Annotated in this window: 3 protein-coding genes and 1 pseudogene; 3 read left to right on the forward strand and 1 reads right to left on the reverse strand. The window is 67.6% G+C overall.

Going from position 1 to position 7452, the window contains the following annotated elements; genetic code table 11:
* Together A5712_RS09060 and A5712_RS09065 are read left to right on the forward strand one after the other, a co-directional pair.
* Positions 1-1926: ATP-binding cassette domain-containing protein (locus tag A5712_RS09060; protein WP_231982068.1), on the forward strand; the 1926-nt coding region annotated here is incomplete at its 5' end.
* A gap of 125 nt (positions 1927-2051) precedes the next feature.
* Positions 2052-3992: an acyl-CoA dehydrogenase gene (locus tag A5712_RS09065; RefSeq protein ID WP_068103709.1), complete on the forward strand. Its 1941-nt coding sequence runs from the start codon at positions 2052-2054 to the stop codon at positions 3990-3992.
* Between the two features lie 108 nt (positions 3993-4100).
* Here the strand turns inward: A5712_RS09065 and A5712_RS09070 are convergent, their stop codons facing one another.
* Positions 4101-4583, reverse strand: coding sequence for an LppP/LprE family lipoprotein (locus A5712_RS09070; RefSeq protein ID WP_369830376.1), 483 nt, complete (start codon positions 4581-4583; stop codon positions 4101-4103).
* A 321-nt stretch (positions 4584-4904) separates the two neighbouring features.
* On the opposite strand from A5712_RS09070, the pseudogene A5712_RS09075 reads away from it, so the two are divergent.
* A pseudogene (locus tag A5712_RS09075) lies at positions 4905-7373 on the forward strand (molybdopterin oxidoreductase family protein); the annotation flags it as partial.
* Positions 7374-7452: the final 79 nt, after the last annotated feature.

The following is a 7452-nucleotide window of genomic DNA, read 5'->3' on the forward strand; positions in this document are numbered from 1 at the left end:
GGACGCGCGGCCAGCACCGCCACCGCCCCGGCCGCGACGGCCGAGCGTGCGCGTCGTGGCCGTCGGACGCCCGCCCCGTCGGAACCCCCGACGCCGCCCCTTGTCGAAGCCGCAGAGGCCGCAGCGGACGAACCGCCAAACGACGCTCCGGGCCTGATCGAGCGGATGACCACGCGGAAGCTGCCGACCGCGGGCCCCTCCTTCCGCACCCAAGAGGGCAACACGACGTATCGGCTGCCGCTGCGATCCGGCGCGCGGACCAGCGGGGTGACGGCGTACCAGCTGGGACTCACGGTCGACGGGCACGAGGTGCTCACGGACATCTCGTTCACGGCTGCCGTGGGGACGCTGACCGCGATCGTGGGGCCGTCGACGGCGCGCAATTCGGCGCTGCTCGAACTGCTGGCCGGCACAAGGGAACTCAGCTCCGGAACGATTACGGTCGACGGCCACGATGTGCACGCCGAGCCCGAGTCGATGCGCTCGCGCATCGGGATCGTGCGCGGCGATGCGTCCCTGCACCCGCGGCTCACGGTCGAACAGGCCCTGGGCTACGCCGCCGAACTGCGCCTGCCGCCGGACACCGCCGCGGAGCACCGTCGGCGGGTGGTCGACCAGGTGCTCGAGGAGCTCGAGCTGGCGCCCCACCGCGCGACGCGGATCAGCAAACTGCCACCCGAGCTGCGCCGGTGCGCGTCGCTGGCCGTCGAACTGGTCACCCGGCCGACGCTGCTGGTGGTCGACGATCCCGGCGCCGGGCTCGACGCGCCGCAGCAAGACCGCGTGATGGCGATCCTGCGCCGACAGGCCGACATCGGCTGTGTCGTGGTGGTCGCGATGCCGTCGCACTCGTCGCTGAACAACCTCAACCTCTGCGACCAGGTGCTGGTCCTGACCGCGCGGGGCGCCCCGGCCTTCCTCGGGACCCCGTTGCAGGTCGAGTCCGCGATGGGCAGCACCGACTGGGCCAGAGTCCTCGAGCAGGTCGGCGCCGATCCGGACGGCGCACACCGCGAGTTTCGGGTGCGGCAACCAGCGCCGACCGGGCCCACGCCGCCGGAAGTCGCCGCGCCGTGGCCGCTGCCCGAAAAGCTCGCCACCAAGCGGCAAGTCCGGCTGCTCGCCCGTCGTCAGCTGCGCCTGCTCTTCGCCGACCACCTGTACTTCCTGTTCCTGGCGATCCTGCCCTTCGTGTTGGCGGCGCTGGCCTTATTGATCCCCGGCGATTCCGGGCTGGAGCGGCCCAACCCGAGCAGCTCCAACCCCCACGAAGCCATCGAAATCCTGGCCGCGCTCAACATCGCCGCGGTGATCGTGGGGACCGCCCTGACCATCCGCACGCTGGTCGAAGAGCGCCGCCCCTTCCGCCGCGAGCAGGCGCTCGGGCTTCCGGCCCCGGCCTACCTGGGCGCCAAGATCCTCGTCTTCGGCCTGGCCGCGCTCGTCCTGTCGGGCATCGTCTTCGCGATCGTCGTCGTCGTGAAAGGCGGGCCGGTGCACGGCCCGGTGCTGTTGGGCTTCTCCGGCGGGGCCACGGCCGAGCTCTTTCTGAGCGTCGGCGCGACGGCAGTCGTGTCGGCGGTCGTCGGGCTGGCGCTGTCCGCGATGGGCAACCGGCTGCGCGAGGTGCTGCCGCTGCTGGTGCTGGTGATCCTGGCGTCGCTGCTGTTCAACGGGAGCCTGGTGCAGCTGGTGAGCAAGTGGGGCTTTCAGCAGGTTTCGTGGTTCGTCCCGGCCCAGTGGGGCTTCGCGGCGTCGGCGTCGGTCGCCGATCTGCGCAGGGTCGACGCGCTCGCCGCCAACGCCCTGATGTGGACGCACTATTCGGGCTGGTGGATCTTCGACATGGTGATGCTGTTGGGCTTCGGTGCCGGCGCGGCCGGCTTTGCCCTCTACCGGCTGCGGGCGCCCAAACGGCCGACCTGACCCCAGCGCCGCGCCGAGCGTGCACTCAGCGCGAAAATCCGGCCCGAGAGCCGCAGTCAGTGCACGTTGGGCGATTGTTATTCAAGGTCTGTTTCAAGGCCTGAGCAGCGGGTTACCGTCCTTTCATGGCATCAGACACGAAGAGCACCGCCGAACATTTGCGCAACGCCTTGGACGGGCGGTGGCGCGACGTGAAGAACCGGATGCGGGCCACGATGACCGAGGAGCTGTTCCGCCCGCATTACACGCCGAACACGGTGATCGCCCGCACCAAGGTGGCCGAGCAAATGCGGATCATGGCGGCGTTCGGGGCCGCCGCCGACAACTTCCGCAAGGAGCACGGTGGCACCGGCGACGTGGGCGCGGCGATCACGATGATCGAGATGCTCGCGATGTCGGACCTGTCGCTGATGGTCAAGGCCGGGGTCCAGTGGGGGCTGTTCGGCGGTGCCGTCGAGAACCTTGGCACCGAGCGCCACCACGAGGCGTACGTGAAGCAGATCATCAGCCTCGAGCTGCGCGGTTGCTTCGCGATGACCGAGACCGGGCACGGCAGCGACGTCCAGTCGGTGGAGACCACCGCAACCTACGACGCCGAGACCGAGGAGTTCGTCATCGACTCCCCCACCCCGACGGCCCGCAAGGATTACATCGGCGGCGCCGCCCAAACCGCCACCATGGCAGCGGTTTTCGCGCAATTGATCACCACCGAGGACGGAAAGCCGGTCAACCACGGCGTGCACTGCGTTCTGGTCCCGATCCGCGACGCCGACGGCAACGACCTGCCCGGGGTGACGACGTCGGACTGCGAGTACAAGGGCGGCCTGCCCGGTGTGGACAACGGCCGCATAGTCTTCGATCACGTCCGCGTCCCGCGGGTGAACCTGCTGAACAAATACGGCGACGTGGCGCCGGACGGCACCTACAGTTCGCCGATCGACAACCCCAACCGCCGGTTCTTCACCATGCTGGGCACGCTGGTTCGCGGCCGGATCACGGTGGGCGGCAGCGCCGGCGCCGCCGCGCGCGTCGCGCTGGACATCGCGACTCGATATGCGTTGCAGCGCAGGCAATTCAAGGCCCCGAACGACGACACCGAGGTGCTGATCATGGACTACCTGGTGCATCAGCGCCGGCTGTTTCCGTTGATCGCGAGGTCATACGCGCTGCAGTTCGCCCAGAACGAGCTGGTCAGCAAGTGCCACGACATCCAGACCGCGGACGCGCCCGACGCCGACGAGCAGCGCGAGCTGGAAGCGCGGGCCGCGGGGCTCAAGGCGGCCAACACCTGGCACGCGTCCCGGGCCATCCAGGAGGCGCGGGAAGCCTGCGGCGGCGCGGGTTACATGGCCGAGAACCGCCTGATCGGGCTGCGCGGCGACACCGACGTGTTCACCACGTTCGAGGGCGACAACCATGTGCTGACCCAATTGGTGGCCAAGGAGCTGCTGACGGCCTATGCCGACGACATCCGCAGCATGAGCCCGGTCGAATGGGTGCGGTTCGCCGCCAACACCGTCGGTGAGCGGGTGCGGAAACGCACTGCGGCCGAAGCGATCATGCAGACGATCATCGACGCCCGCCAGGACAGCGAAGAGGAAGGCAGCCTGTTCAACCGCGGCACCCAGGTCACCATGTTCGAGGAACGCGAGGACTACCTTTTGTCGTCGGTGGCGCGCCGGCTGCAAGGCAAGTCCAAGGAGATGTCGGAGTTCGACGCGTTCAACGCCGTGCAGGATCACGTGCTGCACGCGGCGAGCGCGCACATCGACCGGATAGTGCTGGAGGCGTTCGTCGCCGGGATCGACTCGTGCGAGGACGCGGACGCCCGCGAGCTACTCGAAATGGTCTGCGATTTGTACGCATTGTCGGTGATCGAGGACGACAAGGCCTGGTACATCGAGCATGGCTACCTGTCCACCGGGCGGGCCAAGGCCGTCACCCGCGGCATCAACGATCGATGCCGCAAGCTGCGCCCCTACGCCGAGACGCTGGTGGACGGGTTCGGCATCCCCGAACCGCTGCGGTACGCGGAGATGCTGCACCCGGAGAACCTGCCGGACTGACACTTTCGGCGGTGTGGGTTTGGACGCCGACTGTGGGCCTTAGGTACGTAAACCGCATTGAATCCGTCCATAGGCCACACACTCGGCGAGTCAGCTTGTGCGCCAGCGCTATTGATGCGGGATCTTGCCGAGCGCCTGCAGCTTGCCGTCGGATCCGATCTGGAACTTCACCGTGCCGATTCCGGTGGGACAACAGGGTTCGTCCTTGCCGACCTGCCATTGGTACTGAACGGTGATCGTGTCGTCGGAGGGCGGCAGCACCGTGATGTACGGCTTCGGGTTCGGCGTGGGCGAGCCCAGCGGTGTGTTGTGGTCGAAGAAAAGGAGCTGCTGCGGCGTCGACTCGCTGGCGATGGTCGGGATGATCTGAACCCAGTACAGCCGGCACTTCTTGGTGTGCCCCCGCGCGATTTCGACCCACGTCGAGCCCGGCACCTCGACCGGCACCGAGGCGATGGCCTGCCGCACCGTGTCGGCGGTCGGCCCGTCGGAATCCTTGCATGCATCGCCCCGCGATGCCGGCGGCGCCGTCGGTTTACCCCCACAGGCCGACACCAACAGGATCAGCAGAATCACAAATGGGCGGCGCACATTGTGAGCTTAACGAAATCTGTGAATGTCCCATTTGTTTCGTCGGAAGCGGGCTTCTGAGGGCCAAATCACCGGGGAACGCGGGTAACCTGGCCGACGTCGCGGATCAGCGCTGACCTGCGATTACCTGGCATTCCGGGGACCTCACACGCTAGCCCGGATCCGGTGAAAGGAAGCCGTAAAACGGCGGAAACATCGGACACCCGATGCCGAAACATCGTTGCCGCACTATTTGGTGCATTAGGCCCTTTTGCGCTCGAGGGGAGGAAAGTAGGCGTGGCCACAGAGCCCCATGGTGTCCGCGGGGACGCCGTGCAGAGCATGTGCGCCTACTGCGGTGTCGGTTGCGGCATGGTGTTGCAAGTCACAGCCGACCGGGCAAGCGGCCGTCGTCACGTTACGAAAGCTGTTGGAAGCAAAAGCCACCCGGCCAACTTCGGCCGGCTGTGCACGAAGGGCGCGACCACATCCGACATGCTGGCCGCGCCCGGCCGGATGGAATCGGCACACGTGCGGGCCGACCGCGGCGAGCCCCTCGAGCCGATCGACATCGACGACGCGATAACTCGGTGCGCGCAGCGGCTCCGGGCGATCATCGACCGGCACGGCCCCGACTCCTTCGCCATGTACGTGTCGGGCCAGATGTCCATCGAGGCCCAATATTTGGCGAACAAGCTGACCAAGGGCTTCATCGGCACCAACCAGATCGAGTCGAATTCGCGGCTGTGCATGGCCAGCGCGGGTTCCGGCTACAAGCTGTCCTTGGGCGCCGACGGACCGCCCGGCTCATACCAGGACTTCGACGCGGCCGACGTGTTCCTGGTCATCGGCTCCAACATGGCCGACTGCCACCCGATCCTGTTCCTGCGCATGATGGAACGCGTCAAGGCCGGCGCCAAGCTGATCGTGGTGGATCCGCGCCGCACCGCGACCGCCGAGAAAGCCTGCCTGTTCCTGCAGATCGCCCCCGGGACCGATCTCGCGCTGCTCAACGGGCTGCTGCACCTGATCGTCCAAAACGGTCACACCGATGCCGAATTCATCGCCGAATTCACCGAAGGCTGGGAGGTGATGCCGAGCTTCCTCGGGCAGTACAGTCCGGAACGCGTCGGCGAAATCACCGGCATCCCAAGCGAAGACATCCGCACCGCGGCGCGCTGGATCGGTGAAGCCGAAAACTTCATGAGCTGCTGGACGATGGGGCTCAACCAGAGCACCCACGGCACCTGGAACACCAACGCCATCTGCAACCTGCACCTGGCGACCGGCACGATCTGCAAACCCGGCAGCGGTCCCTTCTCGCTCACCGGGCAGCCCAACGCCATGGGCGGCCGCGAAATGGGTTACATGGGACCGGGTCTACCCGGTCAGCGCTCGGTGGCCTCGGTCGCCGACCGCGAATTCGTCGAGGACCAGTGGGGCATTCCGCGCGGATCGCTGCGCACCGAGGTCGGCACCGGCACCGTCGACATGTTTTCCCGCATGGCCGACGGCCAGATCAAGGCCTGCTGGATCGTCTGCACCAATCCCATTGGCTCCGTGGCGAACCGGAGGACCGTACTGGCCGGTCTGGAACGCGCGGAGCTGGTGATCGCCCAGGACGCGTTCCTGGAGACCGAGACCAACGAGTATGCCGACGTGTTGTTGCCGGCCGCCCTGTGGTCGGAGGCCGAAGGGGTGATGGTCAATTCCGAGCGAAACCTGACCCTGTTCCAGCCGGCCCTCAACGCGCCGGGCCAAGCGCTGCCGGACTGGCAGATCATCGCCCGAATCGCCTGCGCGATGGGGTTTTCCGAGTCGTTCAGCTATGACTCCGCGGAGGAGGTGTTCGAGGAGATCAAACGATTCTGGAACCCCGTGACGGGCTACGACCTGCGCGGCGCCAGCTACTCTCGGTTGCACCGGACGCCGCTGCAGTGGCCGTGCCCGCCCGACGGTGCCGACCGCAACCCCACCCGCTACCTGAATGACGGTGTCAGCCAGGCCCGCCTGGTCCGCGAGGACGGCACCGCGCCACGGCTGGCCTTCCCCACCCCGAGCGGTCGCGCGGTGTTCTTCGCCCGCCCGCACCTGCTGCCCGACGAAATGCCCGACGACGACTTCCCGTTCCTGCTCAACACCGGGCGCCTGCCGCACCAGTGGCACACGATGACCAAGACCGGAAAGGTGGCCAAACTCAACAAGCTCAACCCCGGGCCGTTCGTCGAAATCCATCCCGACGACGCGGCCCGGCTGGAGATCTGCGATGACGACCCGGTCGAAATCGCCTCCCGCCGCGGCCGGGCCGTGCTGCCCGCCGTCATCACCGACCGGGTCCGGCCCGGCAACTGCTTTGCGCCGTTCCACTGGAACGACGTCTTCGGCGAGTACCTGTCGATCAACGCCGTCACCAACGACGCCGTCGACCCGGTCTCCCATCAGCCCGAGTTCAAGGCCTGCGCGGTATCTCTGACGAAGGTCGCCGTCGCGCAACCCGATTCGAGCGACGCCGTGCCGACGGGCGACGAGATCAGCCTGGCCCGCGTCGACGCGTTCGCCGAACTCCTCGGGGTGGCAAACGAACCGGCGCCGCAGTTCGGTCCGCTCGGCCGCTCCTACCTGGCCGGCCTCGTCGCGGGGCTGCGCACGGAAGCCGGACGCCGCTCGGGGGTGCCCACCCTGCCCCAGAACGCTCCGTTCGATTCCACCACCCGGCTATGGGTCGACGGTCTGCTCGCCGGGCTGTTCGCGCGCACCGAGGCGCCCCAGACGGCGCCGGCACCGGCCGCCGAGCAGCCCCCGATCGCTCCCCCCGACCCCCGGCTGCCCTGCTTGCGCATCACGTGCTGCACGTAGACCTTGTCGCGTTGCACCCGGGAGAACCGTATGT

This window comes from Mycobacterium sp. E2327, from assembly GCF_001672675.1.
Classification (GTDB): Bacteria; Actinomycetota; Actinomycetes; order Mycobacteriales; family Mycobacteriaceae; genus Mycobacterium.

Bases quoted from the DNA above. Each gene is read 5' to 3' on its own strand.
- A5712_RS09065 (WP_068103709.1), top strand. From the start codon at position 2,052: ATGGCATCAGACACGAAGAGCACCGCCGAACATTTGCGCAACGCCTTG.